This window comes from Blautia faecis (genome assembly GCF_027662325.1).
Taxonomy (GTDB): Bacteria; Bacillota; Clostridia; order Lachnospirales; family Lachnospiraceae; genus Blautia_A; species Blautia_A faecis.
Genome location: NZ_JAQDKY010000037.1, coordinates 25,153 through 47,047, shown reverse-complemented (window position 1 = coordinate 47,047; position 21,895 = coordinate 25,153). Strand labels below are relative to the sequence as shown.

The following is a 21,895-nucleotide window of genomic DNA, read 5'->3' as shown; positions in this document are numbered from 1 at the left end:
AAAGCCTTTTTCAAACACGCTTTGGCGCGTATTTGAAAAATGGTGCAATTGACCGAAAAACGGAAGCTTGCATATAATGAGAGTGAAATGGAAAAGGAATCGAAATTGCTGATATGATATATAAAGATTTTTATCCATTTTACACAAGCTATGCAAATCCCTTGCTCTACCGGGGAGAAAAGGAACAAGAAGAGGAATTTTTTCTGATGAAATCCTACTATCCGGACACTGCCAGAAAGATACAGGAAAAAGTGGAAGAAGAATGTGATCTTCAGGATTATGAAGGCAGCCGGCTTTACGATGAATATCCTGACAGGTTTATGTTGTATCACCTTGGAAGGAAGATCGTGGATGAAGTAAGATCAGAGGCTGATATGGAAGCAATGTCTGATGGACTTCTTGGTGATCTGGTAGAAGTGCTTCTTTTTCATGAAATATCACGAAGAAGATGCCGACGAAGAAGATGCAGGGGAGATTTTTACAGATAAGACGCATCAAAATGACAATTAGAGGTTGCTGTGAGCGGAGTGAACAGTAACGATTACAGAATATAAAAGAAAATAATTATAATAAAAATGAAAACAATAGATGAATATTTAGAGGAACAGATAAATGAACAGCTGTGTCAAGCTATCCTAAGCGGCAGCAGAGGGAACGGACCATCCAAAGTAAAAATACGCCCGGTAGAAATCCGGGGGAAGGTGGTTTATCAGGCTTCTGAAACTGTAGGGACGAAGGTGCTCCATAAAAATTATTCCAGAGAGGAACTGATCTCATATTTAAAAGCGGGGCTGCAGCATGATTTTTCTCAGCTTCAGGCAAGTGGGATGGCGCTGGATGGAACTATTCTGGTAAGCAAAAAAGGAAAGATGACCATAAAGACCAGACGTCATCCCGAAAATGGAAAAGGTCTGGCTTTCGGAAAGGACAAGACTTTCAGCAAGGGCACGCAGATATTGGCCCACAATCGTGTAAAGCAGTACATACTTAAGGAAAATATTCCAGTCCCCTTTCTTGTTGATCTTGGTGTTATGAATAAGGAAGGCAGGATTATTACCCAAAAATACGATAAGTTCCGACAGATCAATCGATTTCTGGAATTTATTCAGGACATTCTTCCAAGACTGGATCAACAGCGGGAAGTGACCATTCTTGATTTTGGATGCGGAAAGTCCTATCTTACATTTGCCATGTATTACTATCTGAGAGAACTGAAAGGTTATGATGTAAATATTATTGGTCTGGATCTGAAAACAGATGTAATAGAAAAATGTAATCATCTTGCAGTAAAGTATGGATATGAAAAACTGCATTTTTATCAGGGAGATATTGCTGATTATGAAGGTGTTTCTTCTGTTGATATGGTAGTAACCTTGCATGCCTGTGACACAGCTACAGATTATGCTCTTGCGAAGGCTGTGGAATGGGGAGCGAAAGTTATTTTGTCTGTACCCTGCTGTCAGCATGAGGTAAATAGACAGATAAAAAATGAAGTGTTGGAGCCTGTACTGAAATATGGCATTCTTAAGGAGAGAATGGCTGCTTTGATGACAGATGGAATTCGAGCCAATCTGCTGGAAAGTATGGGATACGAAACTCAGATTCTGGAATTTATTGATATGGAGCATACACCCAAGAATTTGCTGATCCGTGCTGTAAAGACAGGCAAACCAAAAGATATGAAGAGTACAGTGCAGCTTATGAAGGAACTGCATATAAATCCTACACTGGAAAGACTTCTGTACCGTGAAGGGGAGGTACAATCAGAGAGTTAAGAGGAGAAAGAATGATTAAATTTTTACGCAGAGCAGTGATTCTCCTGTTTGTTTTTGTTCTCGGCGTGGCAGGAAGTTCGTTCCTGCTGAATAGTGAGACTACGGATGACCGCTCTGATATGAATGATCCGGTTTTTCCGGAGGTAATGGTTGATTTTGATGGAAATTATGCAAACAGGATGTATGGTTATGCACAGCCTATGCAGTCTGATTTTACCAGGGACAGTGTGACGCCTATTGATACATCCAAGGAACTGTCCTTTGTCATAAATGCCTATGATACAAAGGTGAAAAGCCTTTCCTATGAGATACGTACTTCAGATGGCAGTAAGGTACTGGAAAACCGTAAGATTAAAAGTCTGGATAAACAGGACAGCTATCTGACAACAACAATTAAGCTGAGCAGTGATCTTTTGATGAATCAGGAGTATTCTTTGCAATTATCTCTTGAGACAAATAAGGGAACAGCTTATTACTATACAAGAGTAGTTTCCAGATCCAATGTGAATGCTGCTCAGTACGTGAAGTTTGTTGCGAGCTTTTATGAAAAATGTCTGGATAAAGCGTCCGCCGAGGATCTGACTGCTTACCTGGAATCAGACACATCCAGTACGTCTACCAACTATACAGACATTAATATCAATTCTACATTTGCCCAGATCAGCTGGGGCAATCTGAACCCTCAGATTTACAGAAAGGGAATTCCTGTAGTGAAGGATATTAATGAAACCACAGCCAGTCTTTCTGTTGAATATCAGATTGCGGCACTGGATGAAAATGGAAACCAGGAAATCTATGATGTGACAGAATTTTACCGGATGCGTTATACTGAAACCAGAATCATGCTTCTGGATTTTAAACGAAGTGCATCACAGGTATTTGAGGAAAACTCCATCAGCATTTCCGACAAGGGGCTTTTACTTGGAGTCAGAGACAAAAATGTGGAATATATGATGAATGAAAACGCAGGAGTTCTTGCTTTCGTTCAGGAAGGGGATTTATGGTCTTATTCTCCTGATGATGGAAAATTTTCCAGAATTTTCAGTTTTCGCAAAGAAACGGATGGAGATTTCAGGGATTCCAGATACCAGCATAATATAAAGATCATCCGTGTGGAAGATAACGGAGATGTGGACTTTGTTCTTTATGGATATATGAACAGAGGCGTTCGGGAAGGATACTGTGGTGTTTGTGTATATCATTACAGCAATGATCAGAATGTGGTGGAAGAAAAAGTATTTATTCCGTCTACAGAATCCTACGAATTCCTGAAAGAGGATCTTGGAACATTATCCTATGTCAGTACAGAAAATGCTCTTTATCTTTTATTTGCAAATAAGCTTTATAAGATAAACATTTCAGATGGTACCAGTGAGGTTCTTGAGGAAGGAATTAAAATAGATGACTTTGCTGTTTCGGATACAGGTGCACATGCTGCATGGATCATTCAGGAAGGTGAAAGCGCCGGAAATATAAAAGAAATAGATTTTGAAACATTAGAAACCAGGAGTCTTGCACCATCTTCAGGACAGTCTTTAGTGCTGAATGGATTTATGAATGAAGATCTTGTTTATGGAATCGTAGTTGATGGAGATGTGATCGCAGACGATAATGGTCATGAGACTACGGGGATTCATACGGTCCGTATTGAAGGATTTGATGGAACTTTGAAAAAAGAATATCATCAGGATGGATTGTATGTAACTGATATTACCATGGGAAACACTATGATGGAATTTCAGTTGTCCAAGAAGACAAAAAAAGGATACAAAGCAGTAAGCAAGGATAATATTCTGAATAATTCCAAAGCCTCGACCAATACTGTATCCGTGGAACTTGTGACAAATTCCAGAACCGGAACTCAGATACGACTGGCTCTCACTGAAACGCCTGAAATTCAGGAACCGTTAGTTGTTTATGCAAAAATGAAAAATATAGGTGATGACCGTATTATTCTGGATACGCAGATTCCTGAGGAAGATATTTACTATGTTTATGCAAAAGGAGGATTGGACAGTACATTCACAGATCCTGCACTTGCGCTTCAAAGAGCAGATGATCAGACTGGTGTTGTGCTGAATCGTGCTCAGCAGTATGTATGGGAGCGTGGAAATAAGAAGACAAAGCTGACTCTTAATCTGGAGGATGTGCCGGAAGCAATGAAGAGTGCATCCCTGGATGTTACAGCACTGCAGGAGGCTCTTGGGGATGAGGGTACTATCATTGATTTGTCTGGTTGTACATTAGACAGTGTCTTATATGAGGTCAGCGCCCAGCGTCCGGTAATTGCCAAGACCGGGGATAATACCAGTGTTGTGATCATTGGATATGATGAATATAACACATATCTGTACGATCCGCAGAAAGGGGAAACTTATCCTTACGGTATGAATGACAGTACGGAGCTGTTTGAAAAGGCCGGCAATATTTTTATAAGTTATGTTGAGAAACTGAAGCTTTAAAGTGGCTGTTGGGAAAGCCGGTACAGTCCGATATTGAACATGTATGCAAAAAATGCTGGATGTGAAAGATGCAGCAAAGTGGTGGTTAACAGTCTGTCTGTGGTGGAGGACAGACTGTTAAAAATAAAGCAACAGGAAAGGACAGAAAAATGCTAAGCGAAAGTATTAAAAAACTGGTACAGTATGGAATTGAGACAGGGCTGACTCCTGCCTGTGAGAAAAACTATACAACAAATCTTCTTCTTGATGTTTTTAAAGAAGATGAATACACAGAACCGGCAGAGGAATATTCTGATATTAATCTGGAAGAAGTTCTGAAAGAACTGTTAGACGAAGCTGTAGAACGTGGTCTGATTCAGGACAGTGTGGTTTACAGAGATCTGTTTGATACAAGATTAATGAACTGTCTTATGCCCCGCCCGGCTCAGGTACAGAAGTCTTTCTGGGAAAAATATGAGAAATCTCCGGAAGAAGCAACAGATTATTTCTATAAATTAAGCCAGGACAGTGATTATATTCGTCGTTATCGTGTAAAGAAAGACCAGAAATGGACTGTGGATTCTCCTTATGGAGCAATTGATATTACAATCAACCTTTCTAAGCCAGAGAAAGATCCGAAAGCTATTGCTGCGGCAAAGCTTATCAAATCAAGCAGCTATCCCAAATGTCTGCTTTGTCCGGAAAATGAGGGATATGCAGGCCGCGCAAATCATCCTGCAAGAGAGAATCACAGAATCATTCCGATCACAATCAATGACAGTCCGTGGGGAATGCAGTACTCTCCTTATGTTTATTATAATGAGCATTGTATTGTATTTAATTTCCAGCACACACCTATGAAAATCGAGAGAAACACATTTATCAAGCTGTTTGATTTCGTGAAGCTGTTTCCACATTATTTTCTGGGGTCAAATGCAGACTTACCGATTGTGGGAGGTTCTATTCTCAGTCACGATCATTTCCAGGGCGGCCATTATACGTTTGCTATGGCAAAGGCTGAAATTGAGAAATATGTAACTATTCCGGGCTATGAGGATGTGGAGGCTGGTATTGTAAAATGGCCGCTGTCTGTACTTCGTATCCGTCATAAAGATGAGAAGCGCCTGATTGATCTGGCAACTCATGTGCTGGAGGTTTGGAGAGGCTATACAGATGAGGCTGCATTCATTTTTGCAGAAACGGATGGTGAACCTCATAATACGATCACTCCGATCGCACGTAAAAAAGGTGATATGTATGAGTTGGATCTGACTCTGCGAAACAATATTACCACAGAAGAAAATCCTCTTGGCGTATATCATCCGCATGCACAGTACCATCATATTAAGAAGGAGAATATCGGTCTGATCGAGGTTATGGGCTTGGCAGTTCTCCCTGCGCGACTAAAAGAAGAACTGGAGCTTTTGGAAGAATATATTCTGGATGGCAAGGATGTTGCTTCTAATGAGAAGATTGAAAAACATGCGCAGTGGGTAAAAGAATTCCTTCCGAAGTACGATCATCTTGATAAAGACAATATTGAAGAGGTTCTTCATAAAGAAGTTGGAAATGTGTTTGTTCACGTGCTGGAAGATGCTGGTGTTTACAAATGTACAGGAGAGGGCAGAGCTGCATTTATGCGTTTTATTGAAAATTTGTAACCAAATCATAAAGACAATCTTTTGGGGTTGAAAGAATGTGTCCGTTTGATTATACTGAAGACAGTACAGAAGATGAAATAAGAACTATTTATTTTCTGTGCAGATGATGAAAGCAGGAGAGACATTAAAAAGCAGAGGAGTGCCTATGAAAAATAAAACAAAAAGAAAAAATAGGATTTTCCGGGTTCTGTTGGCCACAATGTTGATTTTGTTCGGAGTTTCATTTAGAAATGATGGAAAAATTGGGATTAGTGGTGTTCAGTCTGTACAGGCGGCCACTAAGAACGTAGTTGTCAGATTCTGGAATCAAAGTGGAAAAACATCTTATTCCAAGCTGCGTATAAAGGTAAGTGCCGGGAAAAAAATTAAGCTTCCGGCAGTTCCTGCAATTACCGGATACAAAAATCTTGGCTGGTCCACTCAGAAAAACGATACCAAAGCGGTATATGCCGCGGGGAAAAAAATACGTCTGAAAAAGAATATAAATCTGTACGCGGTGCGTAAAAAAGTTGGTATATATAAAGTTTATTTCTATGATAATACCGGAAGCACCAGTACAGTATTTAAGAAACTAAACAAAGCTGTTACAAAAAACGGATATCTTACCTTGCCAGAGCTTCCACAAAAAAGCGGCTATAAGGCAGTTGGATGGAGTACTAAAAAGAATGCTTCCCAAGCGGCGTATACAGAGGGACAGAAGATTCGAATCAAAAAAAATATAAAATTATATGCTGTTTACGAGTCTGATACAACATTTACAGTGGCTTTGTGCAAGAATGATGGAACCGTTTACAAGACAGAGAATGTAGCATCTGGAAGTTCTTATACATTGCCGTCTGTAAGAAATGCATCCGGATACACCTTTATGGGATGGGATATCCAGTTAGGAAAAAGCACAGCACCGCGTTATGAAGCTGGTGATACTATTACAGTAAACAGCAACATAAAGCTGTATGCAGTTGTGTTTAACCGTTCTGCTGAGGAAGACCTGACTCTTTCAGAGCTTCTGCAATCCGCAAGCAGCTGGAAGATTGGAAATGGCAGCAGCCGGGGGTACAATCACATTATTTTTGTAGGAGACTCCCGAACTAATCGTATGCAGAGAACGCTGCAAAAATTAAATTCAGGGTATTATGAGTCGAATCTGCTGCGTGATATTGATTTTGTATACGAAGAGGGTAAAGGTCTTGAATGGCTGAAGTCTCAGGGAATGAATACGATTCTTTCTATTGCAGAAGAGAATTATTCCGTTCTGAAACCAACTGCGGTTATTTTTAATCTGGGAGTAAACGATCCTGGAAATATGTATGATTATATTTCTTATTATCAGGAGATTGCTGAGAGCTTACAGAAAAAGAACTGCAAGCTGTTCTTTATGTCGGTGAATCCGGTAAACAGTAAGACAATCGAATATCTTGGTAAGAATGCAATCCGAAAAGAAGAAGTAATCCGCAAATTCAATTCTGTTGTGGGTAGTGCTCTTGGCAGCACTTTCGAATATATTGATACGTATTCTTATCTGATGGAGAATGGATATGGTACCAATATTAGTGGAACTGGAGTTGACCTGCCAGACGATGATGGACTTCATTACACCACTAAGACTTACAAACGAATTTTTAAGTATTGTCTGGATTATCTTATATTGCATTAAACGTTCAAAGAAATACTGAGAATGAGGCAACTTTGCAATAGAAAAGTACTTACAGAAGAGAAGATCTTTGTCCAAAAGTGTCGAAGCTTAACAGACAGGATCTTCTTTTATTCCCTGGAAAAATATCCTTGCGCGAATAAGAGGAATAGTCTATACTATAGAGAAATGAGTGTTTGGAAAAATGAGGAGAAAGAGGAACTAATTATGAAACTTACAACAGTAAAAGAGATTTACAGAGAACGGGATAAATACCTGGATCAGGAGATCACCGTAGGCGGCTGGGTACGAAGCGTTCGTGATTCCAAGACCTTTGGATTTGTTGTTCTCCATGATGGAACATATTTTGAGACCCTTCAGATCGTTTACCATGATACAATGGACAATTTTGCTGAGATTTCCAAACTGAATGTAGGCGCAGCGATTATTGTAAAGGGAACTCTGGTAGCGACTCCACAGGCGAAACAGCCATTTGAGATCCAGGCTGCAGAAATTTCTGTAGAGGGAACATCCGCACCAGATTATCCACTTCAGAAGAAACGTCACAGCCTTGAGTATTTAAGAACGATCACACATCTTCGTTCCAGAACAAATACCTTCCAGGCTGTTTTCCGTGTACGTTCCCTCTGTGCATATGCAATACACAAATTCTTTCAGGAGAGAGGTTTTGTTTATGTACACACTCCGCTGATCACAGGAAGTGACTGCGAGGGTGCAGGTGAGATGTTCCAGGTTACAACCATGGATCTGAATAATATTCCTACAGATGATAAGGGAAATATTGATTACTCTCAGGATTTCTTTGGGAAAGAGACAAACCTGACTGTAAGCGGTCAGTTGAACTGTGAGACATTTGCACAGGCATTCCGTAATGTATATACATTTGGACCAACTTTCCGCGCCGAGAACTCCAACACCACACGTCATGCAGCTGAGTTCTGGATGATCGAGCCTGAGTGTGCATTTGCTGATCTTGAAGACAACATGAATCTTGCAGAAGCGATGCTGAAATATGTGATCGGATATGTTCTTGAGAATGCTCCGGAGGAAATGAACTTCTTCAATTCTTTTGTGGACAAAGGACTTCTTGACAGATTGAACCATGTGGCAAACTCTGAGTTCGGTCGTGTTACTTATACAGAAGCAATTGAGCTTCTCGAGAAGAATAATGACAAGTTTGATTATAAAGTATCCTGGGGATGTGATCTGCAGACAGAACATGAGCGTTATTTGACAGAACAGATTTTTAAGAAACCTATTTTTGTTACAGACTATCCAAAGGAAATTAAAGCATTCTATATGAAAGCAAACGAGGATGGCAAGACCGTTGCAGCTATGGACTGCCTGGTTCCTGGAATTGGTGAGATTATCGGTGGAAGCCAGAGAGAGGATGACTATGGTAAGTTGAAAGCTCGTATGGAAGAGCTTGGGCTGAAGGAAGAAGACTATGACTTCTATCTTGATTTGCGTAAATATGGTTCTACACGTCATTCAGGATTTGGTCTTGGATTTGAGCGCTGTGTAATGTATCTCACAGGAATGGGCAATATCCGTGACGTAATTCCATTCCCGAGAACAGTTAACAACTGCGATTTATAAAATGAGGTAAAAGAATGAGATTTATTCATCTTGCAGATGTACATCTTGGTGCAGTGCCTGACAGAGGCTGCCCATGGAGTGACAAGCGGGAGAATGAAATCTGGGAAACATTCCGCCGGGTTATTGCGGGTATCCGCGAAAATCCGGTGGATTTGTTATTTATAGCCGGAGATTTGTTCCATCGTCAGCCACTTCCATATGAATTGAAAGAAGTAAACGATTTATTTTCCGGAATACCGGAAACAAGGGTATATTTAATGGCAGGAGAAAGGGATTATCTGAAAGAAAATTCTTTTTACAGAACTTTCACCTGGGCACCGAATGTGACTTTTTTTCCAGAAGAGAAGGTAACCTGTGTGAAAGATACGCAATTCGAGGTATATGTTTATGGAATGAGCTATGAACATTCACAGATCAGACAGCCCTTGTATGATGGCGTACGCCCTGTGAAAAATAATGGAGTGCATATTCTTATAGCTCATGGCGGTGATGAAAGCCATTGCCCATTAAATACAGCTGCGCTTGCAGGAGCAGGTTTTGATTATATTGCATTGGGTCATTTCCATACTCCCCAGAACGTAATAAGAGATGTGGCTGCTTACAGCGGAGCTCTTGAGCCAATTGAAAGCAATGATCTGGGAGCACATGGCTACATTGAGGGAAGGATTGAAAATGGAAAAGTGAAAACCAGATTTGTGCCGTTTTCTATTCGAACCTATAGTCAGCTTCTTCTCAATGTAAATGAAGAAAGCACCCAGCTATCTATTGAAGAAGCTTTGAAGGATGAGATATTAAAAAAAGGCGGACTGAATATATATCGTGTAATTCTTCAAGGGAAAAGAAAACCAGAGCTTTTTCTGATTCCGGAAAAACTGAAATCCTTTGGAAATATTACAGAAGTACTGGATGAGACCAGACCTGCTTATGATCTGGAAGAACTGCAAAAAAAATATGCCGGAACTTTGATAGGGGATTATATCTGCTTTTTTATGGAAAAAAACAGAAATACAGTGGAAGATAAGGCCCTGTACTATGGTTTGCAGGCACTGTTGGAGACAAGACATTCCAGCTGACACAAAGCAGATAGTAACAGAAAATATGTATTGCAGTGTAAAATTGAGATGTATGTGCGAGGGAATAAGGTTATATGATTTTTAAACGCATATTAATAAATAATTTTGGTGGGCTTCGGGAAAAAGACATAGAACTGACCTCTGGAGTAAATGTGCTCTATGGACTAAAAGAAACAGAAATGAACATTGTGTTTATCTTTGTGAAGAGCATGTTCTTTGGAGTGCCTGAGGAAATGCAGGAAAAGAATGGAATTTATGAAAAAGCAGGAACTGAAGCTTCCCGGGAAAAATATGGTGGAACTATATGGTTTCAGCACAATGGAAAAGATTACCGCCTGACGCGGGAAACAGGGGCAGGAATCCATAATTGTGAGCTGTTCTGTGAAGATACCAGAGAAATTTTAAATGGGGAAAATGGAGCCCTCGAGAGGATCCTTGGGGGATTTAGTGAGAACCTGTTCGACAATACTGTTATGGTAGAATCACTTAGCGGTAGTTCTTCCAGGGAAATGGCAAAGGAACTACAGAATAAACTGGCTGTTCTCAGCAAAAGCGGAGATGGTCTGGTGGATCTTGGAAGAACGGAGCAGATGCTGAAGATGTGGCGCAAGGGATATCTCACCCAGAAAGAACGTGGCAGGAAAGCAGTTCAGAGAGAACAGGAAAAACTGAGCGAGAAACTGGAAAGTCTGCAGAATGACCTGGATGGACTCCGGGACCAGAAGGGGCAGGTGGTTCAGGCGCAGGCAAAAATCTATTCGGCAGCAGGGAAAGAAGAAGCCACTGTGATTGAAGAACAGCTGCAGACTATAGAGAAAAAGAATCTGGGAATGGTGATAGCAGGTATTCTGGCCGTTATTGTGGGAATTATTGGTATTGTTGGAAGATTCCAGTTAACTGATGAGATGTCTAAAATAGGAATGGATGTATGCATCATTGCTGCTGTTGTGGCAATGGTTTATACACTTACTGCACGAAGAAAGCTGCATATGGAGTTTGTAAAGCTAAAGAAGAAAAAAGTGTATTTGCAGTCACAGCAGGAAAAGCTGAAATCTAGTAAAGAAGATATTGATGGAATTTACGGTGAGAAACTGACTGCTTTTACGAATTTGCAGAGCGAATATCAGGAATTTGAGCTGGAAATGTCACTTCCTACTTCTGAAGATCTGGAAACACAGTCCTTGAACCTGGCTATGGATACCATTAAAGAGCTGTCACGCAGTATTTATCTTGAGAAAGGCAGAAAGATTCGGATACGAGCATCCCAAATTTTCAGGGAACTTACAGATGGAAAATATATAGAGTTCTATGGAGATGAGGGACAGAGTTTGGAACTGTGTCTGGAAGAGGGAACTGTTTTGGCAGAAAATCTGGAAAAGGAAAACCTTGAAATGCTGTATTTTTCTATTCAGATGGCTGCTGCTGAGTTGTTCACGAATGAAACTGTTTTTCCAGTTATTTTGGATGATATTTTCCATGGGAAGAATCAGGATAAGCTTATGGCAGTTTTCAGGTGGCTGAAAAAACAGCCCAGACAGGTGCTGCTTTTTACCAATAATAAGGATATGGCTGACATTTTTTAGAAAACTGTTACAGTGAATGTTAAGTGCTCACGAAGCATGTAACTGTGAAAGTACTGAACAGTTACAAATAAATGATAACAAAACAAGAGGCTGACACCTGGAAGGGTCAGCCTCAAATTATTTTATTTATTTCTCATACTGTGCCATATATTTGTTTACACAGCGTTTAATCCTGTCAACTGGATTCAGCAGATGGCTTACAGACATATCATGATTCAGTGTATCAATGATCAGTGCAATGTATTTGCTCATATCACAGGAAATGTAATATGGTTTTGCAAGAAGCTCCTCAGACTGATATACCATATTGGTAGTGAGAAGCTTGTCAAATACACCAGCAGCATGTGCTTCATCGAATTTCTTAAGGTTGTCTGTAAACAGACCGAACGTGGAGCAAAGGTAAATTCTGCCGGCACCCCTGTCCTTAAGAAGAGAAGCAATCTTCAGGATAGTGTCACCAGAAGAGATCATGTCATCAATCAGGATCATATCCTTGCCTGCTACATTTGGACCAAGGAACTCATAGGCTGCAATCGGATGTCTTCCTCCTATATTCTTGGAGTAGTCAAGGCGTTTGTAATACATGCCCATATCAACACCCAGGATGTTTGCAAGATAGATCGCACGGCTCATGCTGCCCTCATCCGGGCTGATGATCATAAAATGCTCATTGTCAATATGAAGTCCCTGCTCATGGTTCAGAAGAGCCTTGATAAATTGATAAGAAGGCTGAACTGTCTCAAATCCATGAAGTGGGGTGGCATTCTGAATCTGGGGGTCATGTGCATCGAAAGTGATAATATTTTCAACTCCCATATTTATCAGTTCATGAAGGGAAGTAGCACAGTCAAGAGACTCTCTTCCAATACGCTTGCTCTGACGACCCTCATAAAGGTATGGCATGATTACATTCACGCGGCGGGCCTTTCCTCCAATAGCTGCAATTACACGCTTCAGATCCTGATAATGATCATCCGGAGACATTAGGTTGGTGTATTTGCCAATTGGATATGAGATGTTGTAGTTACATACATCTACAAGAATATAAACATCATCTCCTCGTACGGACTCGGTGATCACACATTTACCCTCGCCGGAACCGAAACGCGGGTTCTGAACTTTGATTGTATAGGAATCTCTTTTGTATCCTTCAAAGGCGAAAGAATCTGATTCTGAATGCTCACGCTCCTTACGCCACTTAACGAGCCATTCGTCGACTTTCTGTCCAAGGCTCCTGCAGCTTTCCAAAGGAACTAATCCCAGCCTTCCAACGGGAAGTGTAGTCAATTCTTCTTGTGCCATTCTTTACTTTCCTCCTAAAAAAATTTTCTGAATGCGGATATCTTTTCCCACAAGCTTAGTCATCTGATAGTTGCTGGCGATGCGGGAAAAGGTTCTCTCAGAATAAGTTGCTGAGAAATCTTCCAGCTTCAGGTTTGTGGAAATAATCGTAGATTTCTTGCGCATGATCCGCTCATTGATACACAGGAAAAGCTGTGAAGATACAAAGCTGTTGGTAAGCTCTGTACCCAGGTCATCAATGATCAGCAGGTCACAGTCAAAAATCGGTTCATCATCGGGAGCGTCATTGCCTCTGGAAAAAGCAGAGCCTGCAAGAAAATCAAAAAGCTCGAATGAAGAAAAATAAAGCACACAGTGTGCACTGTCCAGAAGATCGTGAGCGATGCAGTGGGAAAGAAAGGTCTTGCCCACACCTGTGTCGCCGTAGAAAAACAGGTTCTGGAAAGAATTATCAAAGTCAGCGACAAATTCCTTCGCCATCTTATACGCGCGACGTGCAGTCTCACGTTCGGTGAGTCCCGTTGAATCATTTGTTATTGTATCAGAATAAAAGTCAAAAGAAAAGTGGTCAAAGTTTTCTTTTTCAAGAATTTCTTTTAAATTTGACTGTGTATACAGAAGTTCGATCTCTGCCTTCTTGAAACAGGAGCATTTCTGGCTGCCGATATAGCCAGTATCCTGGCAAAGAGGGCAGGTGTAGCTCATCTCCAAATAATCAGCAGGATAGCCGGAAGAAAGCAGTAATGCAGTGCGTTCCTGGGAAAGCAGGGCAATATCAGTGCGAAGATCTTCAATGCCGACTTCCTGGCGGCTGATCAGGGCACGGGCCTTTCTGGCACTTAAAGTAGCTACTTCCTCATCAATTTCACGTAGACGGGGAATTTTCTCATAGGCTTCAGCAAGATGCTCTTCCTGTATGCGGCGGTTCCTGGCCTGGCGACGGTTGTATTCCCGCATTATAGTATCGTATTGGTAATTCTGTAAGGGCATGTAAATTCTCCTTCCAGGTTGTAAGATGTTCGTATGTGTTTTAAATAAAAATCTGTTTCCAGGATTTAATTTGGTTTATTAAGCAGTTTCTTCTCATATTCAGCAAAATCGTAGTCACGCTGATGGAAATTGTTAAAGCGGTTTGGAGTTGCAGATTTCGGCTTGTCTGCTTTCGACACTGCTTTTTCCAGTTTGCGCTTCTGGTGCTGGGCATCCTGAAGACGGACATCCCCTAAAGTGCGGATATTCTTATCCTTCCAGCGCTGCAGAATTTTGTCTGCATATGGAAAACTTGGCTGTCCAGTCTGCAGAACTGTCCGTGAGCAGGCTTCCTGAATCAATTCCATGGAAAAACCATAGTCCCTGGTCCAGGTATTGATCAGCGAAATTTCCGCGTCTGAAGGATTGCGGTTGGCAATTCCCATCGCTTTCAGAACAGAAAAATATTCTTTGCTGTAGCGGGAGGTGGAATCCTTTGCCATTTCAACTGTGGTAATGCCTTCCTCCTTCCATGCCATGGCAACCGTCTCGATATAACGGATGCTGCGGTGGTCACGTCCTACACAGTATTCGATCAGATAATCGATCAAATCTACAGACATGTGCAGCTCGTCGTAGAAAAACAGGATCTTGCGTGTCTCTGTGGGGGTGAGCGTTTTGCCGAGGTATTGCTCGGCAATGTAAAGAAGCTGGATAATATCTTCATTCTGTTTCAGCTCCTTCACCCGATCCGGGGTAAGCGCTTTCGTTTCGGAAAGTGGTTTGGAGAAAGAAGGGGGGACAGGCAGATCGGTGCTGCGGCGGGAGAACTGATCAGTCTGCAACGGTTTATCAGTGGGGACACTGGGAATGCCGGCTGTGGGTTCTGGGGCAGAAATGTGATAAGCATCAGGCACATCTCCGAGCGAACCGGCGTTACAGATACCTGCGGGAGTCACCGTAGCCAGCATATCTGCTTCATTCCACGGTGCCTGTAAGGTAATTCCTGTCAATTCAGCTTCCTCGTATAAGAGGGTAATCAGCTTCTCAGACTCCCAGTATTTCAGCGCACGGAGGATATCTCCTTCTGTACAGAACAGGGAATCTGCCATCTGGGAAAGCCCGAAAGCTTCCTCCGGGCGGCCAAGCATACGGAGCAGATAAATATAGACTTTTACAAATTCTCCATTTGCCTTTGGCATAAAACGGTCGATAAAAATATTGGATAAAATGGTGGCATCATTAAGCCCTGTACTATGTAACCTGATCATGGAAACACTCCTTATCTGGGAATATGAATCATCACTGTTCATTGTGTTTGCATTATAGCACACCCCTTTTTAAATGAGAATAGGAGATTTTTTGCCGGGATTTTTACAAAATGTGTGTGGACTACTATGTGGATAATGTGGATAATGTGGAAACCAAGTTGCACATAATGTTTATGGGAAACCCGAAAAATGCGGAAAATTAAAGAAAAACTGTGATTTTTGTCGAGTTATGTCGTAGTATTATGTTAAGCACTTTATACACATAAGAATCCACATGCAGGCCAGTGCAAAAATGTGCATAAGCCTGTGGATAATGTGGATAACTATTAAATTGCTTGAATTTCCAAGCTTTTTTCAATGTGGATAATTATTTTTGGCAAAAACAGTCTGTGACCGTGGATATGAGAAGGTATGCACGTTTTGCCAGGAAAAACAGATCAGAGACAATAAAAATGGTAAAACAAAAACAGCGGATGCCAGGTCTTAAAAGGACATGACAACCGCTGAAATTGCAATCAATTATTTTCCAAGTAACTGTTCTCCGATTTTAACAACATCTCCGGCACCCATTGTGATCAACAGATCTCCGGCTTCACAATTATTCAGCAGGAAATTCTCAATCTCATCAAAGGTTGGGAAATATTCGCATGGAGTACCAAGCTCCTGGATCCGTGCCTGCAGATCCTTGGAAGAGATTCCAAGATTATCTGTTTCTCTTGCTGCATAAATGTCTGCCAGAACCACATGATCGGCAAGCTTAAGAGCCTGTGCAAATTCCGGAAGAAGAGCCTTGGTACGCGTGTAAGTATGAGGCTGGAATACGCACCACAGCTTCTTGTGTGGATAATTGTGTGCAGCGTTTAAAGTAGCCTGGATTTCTGTTGGATGATGCGCATAATCATCAACAATGGTAACGCCTGCTACTTCGCCTTTATACTGGAAACGGCGATCTGTTCCTGTGAAACTGCCAAGTCCTTTGACAATGACATCATCCGGAATCTGAAGAAGCCGAGCCAGAGCAATTGCTGCCAGGGCATTGGAAACATTGTGGCTGCCAGGAACTTTCAGATAGAAACTGCCGGCCTTTCTGCCATCCTTCAGAACGGTAAAGGATGCATGTCCATATTTGTCATAAGTGATATCTGTGGCCTGATACTGAGCTTCATGCTCCAGACCATATGTAATAATTTTACATGAAAGGTCTTTGATAATATCCTGATAATGCGGCGTATCCGCATTGATGATCAGGGCTCCGTCTGCGGGAAGCAGCTGGGCAAATTTGCGGAAGGAATGACGGATGTCGTCAATATCCTTAAAAAAGTCCAGATGGTCAGCATCAATGTTCAGGATCACACTGATCTTCGGGAAAAAGCTTAAAAAGCTGTTGGTATACTCACAGGCTTCTGTGACAAATGTTTCGGACTGACCTACTCGGATATTTCCCCCGATAGAAGGAAGAATGCCGCCAACACTGATGGTCGGATCCGCATCTGCTTCCAGAAGGATCTGGGAGATCATGGAAGTAGTGGTGGTCTTGCCATGGGTTCCGGAAACTGCGATTGGGGTATCGTAGTTGCGCATGATCTGACCAAGAAGCTGGGCTCTGGTCAGCATTGGAATGCCTTTTTCCACTGCACTGGCATATTCCGGGTTATCCGGATGAATGGCTGCAGTGTAAACTACAAGTTCTACATCGTCTGTAATATTGGAAGCGCGCTGTCCGTAAAAGATGCGTGCACCTTTCCTGGTAAGGGAATCCGTAAGCGGGCTTTCTTTGGAATCAGAGCCGGAAACCTTGAAGTCCTCGCCGAGAAGGATCTCAGCAAGTCCGCTCATGCTGATTCCGCCAATACCGATAAAATGGATATGAAGCGGTTTATGGAAGTCTATCTGATACATGTTAATCTCCTTATGCTAATCATTTTTGAAGCGATTCAATATTCATTGAAGGAAAAGCCTCCTGAATCGTTATGAATTTTTACAATTACTTTCATTTATTATACCCCGAACTGTGAAAATTGCAAAGTATTTCTTTGGATAGTCGGTAACCAATACAATAATTTCCCTTTCCTACAGTGTCGCTGTTCACGATTTTCACAGCAGTATGCTTCGCAAAGCACAGTAATACTACTGTACAAAATGAATAAAAAAAACAATCAGAGATTCGGTTGTGTCGAAAAAACATGTACAATAACGATAAAAAAAGTAAAATATCAACAAATAATTTGTAAAATATGTTTATTAAACATGGGAAGTATGGTATAATGATAAATCATAACTACAACAAGAGGTGATAGCATGATTAAAAAAGAAATGATTGCCATGCTCTTAGCCGGCGGCCAAGGCAGCAGACTTGGGGTACTGACAGAAAAAGTGGCCAAACCAGCAGTAGCTTTTGGAGGTAAGTACCGTATCATTGATTTTCCGTTAAGTAACTGTATTAATTCAGGAATTGATACAGTTGGAGTCCTGACACAGTATCAGCCTCTGAGACTGAATACCCATATAGGTATCGGTGTTCCGTGGGATCTGGACAGAACTGAAGGCGGTGTAACCGTACTTCCACCTTATGAGAAGAGCACAAACAGCGAGTGGTACACAGGAACAGCCAATGCCATTTTCCAGAATATGGCGTATATGGAGCAGTACAATCCCGATTATGTGCTTATCCTTTCAGGAGATCATATATATAAGATGGATTATGAGGTTATGCTCGACTTCCACAAGGCAAATAAGGCGGATGTGACCATTGCCTGTATGCCTGTACCTATTGAGGAAGCCAGCCGTTTCGGCATCATGGTAACGGATGAGACTTTCCGTGTAACTGAATTTGAGGAGAAACCAGAGCATCCAAGCAGCAATCTGGCATCTATGGGAATTTATATTTTCAGCTGGCCGGTTCTGAAGGAAGCGCTTTACGCACTGAAGGATCAGCAGAGTTGCGACTTTGGTAAACATATTCTTCCATATTGCAAGGATAAAGGACAGCGCCTTTTCGCCTATGAATACAATGGCTACTGGAAAGATGTTGGAACTCTTGGTTCCTACTGGGAAGCAAATATGGAACTGATTGATATTATTCCTGAGTTTAATCTTTATGAGGAATTCTGGAAGATTTACACCAAGGGGGATATCATCCAGCCGCAGTATATTTCAGAAGAGGCCGTTCTGGACAGATGTCTCATCGGTGAAGGCTCTGAAATCTATGGCGAAGTACATAATTCTGTAATCGGATCGAATGTTGTGATCGGAAAAGGCAGTGTGATCCGGGATTCCATTATCATGCGGAATACAACCATCGGTGAGAATGTAAACATGGAAAAGGCAATTGTGGCAGAGGACGTAACCATAGGAAATGATGTGGTTCTTGGCTGCGGCGAGGAAGCACCTAATATAAAGAAACCTGCGGTATATGCATTTGGCATTGCGACCATAGGAGAAGGCTCCGTGATTCCGGATAATGTTAAGATTGGAAAGAACACGGCGATTTCCGGTGTGACCACCCAGGCAGATTATCCGGATGGCATTCTGGAAAGCGGACAGGTAATTGCAACAAAGGACGGTGACAAAGCATGAGAGCAATCGGAATTATTTTAGCCGGCGGTAACAATAACCGCATGAGAGAATTATCAGACAAAAGGGCAATTGCAGCAATGCCTATTGCCGGAAGCTACAGAAGCATAGATTTTGCCCTGAGTAATATGGCGAACTCCCGCATTCAGAAAGTAGCTGTACTGACACAGTACAATGCACGTTCCCTGAATGAGCATTTAAGCTCCTCCAAATGGTGGGATTTCGGAAGAAAGCAGGGCGGTCTTTTCGTATTTACTCCTACTATCACCAAAGAAAACGGTTTCTGGTATCAGGGAACTGCAGATGCTATTTATCAGAATCTCAATTTCCTGAAGAACAGTCATGAGCCATATGTTGTCATCGCATCTGGTGACTGCGTGTACAAGATGGACTATAACAAGGTTCTGGAATATCACATTGCGAAACGCGCTGACATTACCGTTGTATGCACTACATGTCCGGATCCTTCCGAGGTTGAGCGTTTCGGTGTCCTTCGTATGAATGAGGATTGCAGGATTGAAGAATTTGAGGAGAAACCAATGGTTTCCCCATATAATACTATTTCTACAGGTATTTATGTGATCCGAAGAAGACAGCTGATCGAACTGATTGAGAAGGCTGCACAGGAAGGTCGAAATGACTTTGTAAAAGATATTCTGATTCGTTATAAGAATCTGAAGAGAATCTATGGATATAAGATCGACAGCTACTGGAGCAATATCTCCACTGTTGAATCTTACTATAAGACCAACATGGATTTCCTGAAACCGGAGATCCGTAACTACTTCTTCAAACAGGAGCCGGCAGTTAAGACCAAGATTGATGATCTTCCACCGGCTAAATACAATCCTGGTGCAGATGTTAAGAATTCTCTGATTTCCAGTGGATGTATTGTAAACGGAGTGGTTGAGAACTCTGTCCTGTTTAAAGATGTTTATGTTGGAAATAATTGCGTAATTAAAAATTCCGTAATTTTGAATGATGTATATCTGGGGGATAATACACATATCGAGAATTGTATCGTTGAAAGCCGGGGAACCATCCGGGCAAATTCTTACTACAGCGGGGATGGAGAAGTAGAGATCGTTGTGGAGAAAAATGATAGATATAGCTTGTAATATAATAAGACTTAAAGCGCAGTAAATGCGATTAAGAGGAAAGGGGCAGCAAAAATGAACATTACAGACGTACGGGTGAGAAAGGTTGCAAAGGAGGGGAAGATGAAAGCCGTAGTCTCCATTACCATTGATGAAGAATTTGTAGTACATGATATCAAGGTGATCGAAGGAGAGAAAGGTCTTTTCATCGCAATGCCAAGCCGCAAAGCAACCGATGGAGAATATCGGGATATCGCACATCCTATCAATTCTTCCACTCGTGATAAGATCCAGACGATCATTCTCGAGAAATACCAGGAAGCTGTAGCAGAGGAAGAAGCTGCGGTATAAGAAGTAAAGAGGTTTTTACAACCCCGCATTTTATGGAGAGTTTCATGAAATGCGGGGTGTTTTTTTGCAAAAACATTCCTGTGATTTGCCCAAACTATTTCACGGTATACTGTGCCTGAATTTGTTCTATAACCATGTATTTATTATCTTTCTAGATTCTGGAAAATCGTGAAATATTACGTAAATGTTACAGAAGTTAAATAAAAGTGTTGAAAAAATTACGGAATATGTTATACTTGACCTACGAAAAAAATAACGAGGTGTTTACATAGATGAGATTTAAAAAGATTTTTGCAATGCTGTTAACTGGAATCATGACTGTTTCTATGCCTGGGGCAGTATTTGCTTCTTCTACGGAGGAACAGATCGCTGATGTACAGGCACAGAAAGAAGCTGCGCAGGCAGAACTGGCACAGCAGCAGTCCGACATGGCATCTCTGGAGAGCAAGAAGCAGGAGCTTGAAAGCTATCTGGAAGAGCTGAATGCTCAGTATACAGACCTTACCAACAGTGTATCTGAGCTTGGAATTCAGGCAGCGGAGAAAGAAGAGCAGCTGAAAACTCTGAATACCCAGCTTGAGGAAGCCAAGGCCACAGCGGACAAGCAGTATCAGGATATGAAGAAGCGTATTGTATACATGTATGAGAATGGAAGTGCTTCCATGCTGGAGCTGCTTTTGTCCTCAGAAGATCTGGCTCAGTTTCTGAACCGTGCAGAGAATATAGCCCAGATTTCCCAGTATGACAGAGACATGCTTGCTAAATATAAAGCCCTTCAGGCAGATATCAAGACCCAGGAAGAGCAGGCAGAAGAGGAAGCTCAGAATATTAATGAACTTCTGGCAGAGAAATCTGCCAAACAGCAGGAGGTACAGGCACTTACTGCAAGCACAAATGAGAACATTCAGTCCTATATTTATCAGATCAGTGCCAGCCAGGATGAAATCAGTGCTTTAAATACACAGATCAGTAATGCAGACAGCAGTATTTACAGCCTTTTGCAGGCAGCAGAGGCAGAGAAAGCAGCCCAGGAGGCGCAGGTGGCCCAGGAAGCTGAGGCTGCCGCCCAGTCACCAAGTGACGGGGGAAACTATGGCACAGAGGAATCCTACGATGACTACAGCGAGTCTGAAAGTGATTCCAATCAGGACGCAGATGACAGCAGTGCCTATGATGATTCTTATACCGAGTCATCGGACAGCAGTGAAAGCTCCGACAGTTCTTCCGAGGGCAGTAGTTCATCTTCACAGGGAACCTACCTTGGAACCTTTACTCTCACCGCATACTGTAACTGTGCACAGTGCTGCGGAACAGCAGGAAACCTGACAGCCAGCGGAACTGTTCCTACAGCGGGAAGAACCGTTGCCATGGCTGGTGTGCCATTCGGAACTCAGCTCCTGATCAATGGAAATGTGTATACAGTGGAGGATCTTGGAACACCTTACGGACATGTGGATATTTATTTTAACAGCCATTCAGAGGCACTTGCATTTGGACTTCAGAGTGCTGAGGTTTACAGACTGAATTAAGGAAAAAGAATACGCCCTGA

General features: G+C 41.8%; 16 protein-coding genes. 12 read left to right on the top strand and 4 right to left on the bottom strand.

Annotated elements, in window-relative coordinates; all coding sequences use genetic code 11:
• Positions 1 to 206: 206 nt before the first annotated feature.
• The 8 genes from PGQ38_RS15265 (at position 207) to PGQ38_RS15230 (ending at position 11,783) form a co-directional block, all read left to right on the top strand.
• Positions 207 to 488 (top strand): hypothetical protein, encoded by a 282-nt coding sequence (locus tag PGQ38_RS15265; RefSeq protein ID WP_243252189.1) that lies wholly within the window; start codon positions 207 to 209, stop codon positions 486 to 488.
• Positions 489 to 575: 87 nt separating this feature from the next.
• A complete protein-coding gene (locus PGQ38_RS15260) occupies positions 576 to 1,775 on the top strand; it encodes a methyltransferase (protein ID WP_118577993.1) in 1,200 nt (399 codons plus the stop codon).
• 11 nt (positions 1,776 to 1,786) lie between these two features.
• Positions 1,787 to 4,237, top strand: coding sequence for a cysteine peptidase family C39 domain-containing protein (locus PGQ38_RS15255; protein ID WP_270432514.1), 2,451 nt, complete (start codon positions 1,787 to 1,789; stop codon positions 4,235 to 4,237).
• Positions 4,238 to 4,386: 149 nt separating this feature from the next.
• The gene (gene galT, locus PGQ38_RS15250; RefSeq protein WP_118577991.1) at positions 4,387 to 5,877 is read left to right on the top strand and encodes a UDP-glucose--hexose-1-phosphate uridylyltransferase; all 1,491 of its coding nucleotides are present in this window, start codon (positions 4,387 to 4,389) and stop codon (positions 5,875 to 5,877) included.
• Between the two features lie 145 nt (positions 5,878 to 6,022).
• Entirely contained in the window at positions 6,023 to 7,531 is a 1,509-nt protein-coding gene (locus PGQ38_RS15245) for an InlB B-repeat-containing protein (protein WP_195991123.1), read from the top strand.
• Positions 7,532 to 7,735: 204 nt separating this feature from the next.
• Positions 7,736 to 9,127 (top strand): asparagine--tRNA ligase, encoded by a 1,392-nt coding sequence (gene asnS / locus PGQ38_RS15240; protein ID WP_173734969.1) that lies wholly within the window; start codon positions 7,736 to 7,738, stop codon positions 9,125 to 9,127.
• 14 nt (positions 9,128 to 9,141) lie between these two features.
• A complete protein-coding gene (locus PGQ38_RS15235; RefSeq protein WP_270432508.1) occupies positions 9,142 to 10,200 on the top strand; it encodes a metallophosphoesterase family protein in 1,059 nt (352 codons plus the stop codon).
• 74 nt (positions 10,201 to 10,274) lie between these two features.
• Positions 10,275 to 11,783, top strand: coding sequence for an AAA family ATPase (locus tag PGQ38_RS15230; protein ID WP_148462212.1), 1,509 nt, complete (start codon positions 10,275 to 10,277; stop codon positions 11,781 to 11,783).
• A 126-nt stretch (positions 11,784 to 11,909) separates the two neighbouring features.
• Here the strand turns inward: PGQ38_RS15230 and PGQ38_RS15225 are convergent, their stop codons facing one another.
• The 4 genes from PGQ38_RS15225 to murC form a co-directional block, all read right to left on the bottom strand.
• On the bottom strand, positions 11,910 to 13,085 hold the full coding sequence (locus tag PGQ38_RS15225; protein ID WP_148462213.1) for a ribose-phosphate pyrophosphokinase: 1,176 nt from the start codon (positions 13,083 to 13,085) through the stop codon (positions 11,910 to 11,912).
• 3 nt (positions 13,086 to 13,088) lie between these two features.
• Positions 13,089 to 14,075, bottom strand: a complete 987-nt coding sequence (locus PGQ38_RS15220) for an ATP-binding protein (RefSeq protein ID WP_270432506.1) — start codon at positions 14,073 to 14,075, stop codon at positions 13,089 to 13,091.
• Between the two features lie 65 nt (positions 14,076 to 14,140).
• Positions 14,141 to 15,325, bottom strand: coding sequence for a DnaD domain protein (locus PGQ38_RS15215; protein WP_270432504.1), 1,185 nt, complete (start codon positions 15,323 to 15,325; stop codon positions 14,141 to 14,143).
• A 519-nt stretch (positions 15,326 to 15,844) separates the two neighbouring features.
• Positions 15,845 to 17,224, bottom strand: a complete 1,380-nt coding sequence (gene murC, locus PGQ38_RS15210; protein WP_173769803.1) for a UDP-N-acetylmuramate--L-alanine ligase — start codon at positions 17,222 to 17,224, stop codon at positions 15,845 to 15,847.
• Positions 17,225 to 17,623: 399 nt separating this feature from the next.
• On the opposite strand from murC, the gene PGQ38_RS15205 reads away from it, so the two are divergent.
• The 4 genes from PGQ38_RS15205 to PGQ38_RS15190 all read left to right on the top strand — a co-directional run bounded on the left by PGQ38_RS15205 (position 17,624) and on the right by PGQ38_RS15190 (position 21,875).
• Positions 17,624 to 18,901, top strand: a complete 1,278-nt coding sequence (locus PGQ38_RS15205) for a glucose-1-phosphate adenylyltransferase (protein WP_118577984.1) — start codon at positions 17,624 to 17,626, stop codon at positions 18,899 to 18,901.
• Positions 18,898 to 20,016: a glucose-1-phosphate adenylyltransferase subunit GlgD gene (gene glgD, locus PGQ38_RS15200; RefSeq protein WP_195477741.1), complete on the top strand. Its 1,119-nt coding sequence runs from the start codon at positions 18,898 to 18,900 to the stop codon at positions 20,014 to 20,016. The genes PGQ38_RS15205 and glgD overlap by 4 nt, the downstream gene beginning before the upstream one ends.
• Positions 20,017 to 20,070: 54 nt before the next feature.
• A complete protein-coding gene (gene spoVG, locus PGQ38_RS15195) occupies positions 20,071 to 20,346 on the top strand; it encodes a septation regulator SpoVG (RefSeq protein WP_173715856.1) in 276 nt (91 codons plus the stop codon).
• A 272-nt stretch (positions 20,347 to 20,618) separates the two neighbouring features.
• Positions 20,619 to 21,875: a PcsB-like coiled-coil domain-containing protein gene (locus PGQ38_RS15190; RefSeq protein ID WP_270432502.1), complete on the top strand. Its 1,257-nt coding sequence runs from the start codon at positions 20,619 to 20,621 to the stop codon at positions 21,873 to 21,875.
• Positions 21,876 to 21,895: the final 20 nt, after the last annotated feature.